Origin of the sequence: Actinomadura logoneensis, assembly GCF_003428695.1 — a bacterium.
Lineage (GTDB): Bacteria > Actinomycetota > Actinomycetes > Streptosporangiales > Streptosporangiaceae > Spirillospora > Spirillospora logoneensis.
In genome coordinates, this window is record NZ_QURH01000401.1 from 1 (window position 1) to 763 (window position 763).

At 82.0% G+C, this 763-nt stretch carries 1 pseudogene; it reads left to right on the top strand.

The window, feature by feature from the left end:
* A pseudogene (locus DZF91_RS40075) lies at nucleotides 1-763 on the top strand (hypothetical protein); the annotation flags it as partial.

Below are 763 nucleotides of genomic sequence, written 5' to 3' on the forward strand. Positions count from 1 at the left end.
CTCGCCGCCGACCGCGCCCTCCCGCGCAGCGCGTTGGCGGCCTGGGCGGCACTGCGCGAGCCCGGACGCGTCCGGCGCGGCGCGACCCAGCTCCTGTACGCCGGGCACCTCGACGGACGCACCGTCGCGGTGCTCCGCAACGGCGACCGCGTCGCGCGCTACTCGGGACCGGGCCGTCCGCTGGAGGTCGCCACGACCGGCACGGACCCGTCCGCCCCGGTCGCCCTGGGCGGCGGACGCTACCTGCTCGCCCCGTGGGACACCGGCGCGGCCGTCCCCGGCGGCGACGCCGTCCGGGTCAGGGGCGGGGTGACCGACCCGCTCGCGCCGCGCACCCGCTGCGGACGCGGCCCGCTGCTCGACCTGACCGGCCCCGACGGCGGGCGCACGGTCGGCGACCTCGGCGGCGTCCGGCCCGTGGTGCTGAGCTACCGCGCCTCGGGCTCGTCGTCCGGCGCCTCGTCCGGGGGGTCGTCGGGGTCCTCGGGCGGGGCGCGCCGGACGCCCGGACGGCTCGACGGCACCGGCCTGCGCCTCTGGGACCGGCTCGCCTGCGTCCTCCCGCAGCCCGCGCGGCCCGTGGACCGGGCGGACGCGGCGGACTTCTGGTCCGGGTCCGTGCCGCACGGCGGCGGCGCGGCCGACTGGGTCTGCGCCCGGCTGGACTTCGCGGGCGGCGGCAGCGCGGGCCAGGCGGCGCTGGTCGGGCACGCCGCCGACTCCCCGCTGTCGGCCGCCGCGGGCGGCTGCGACGACCGCCGCC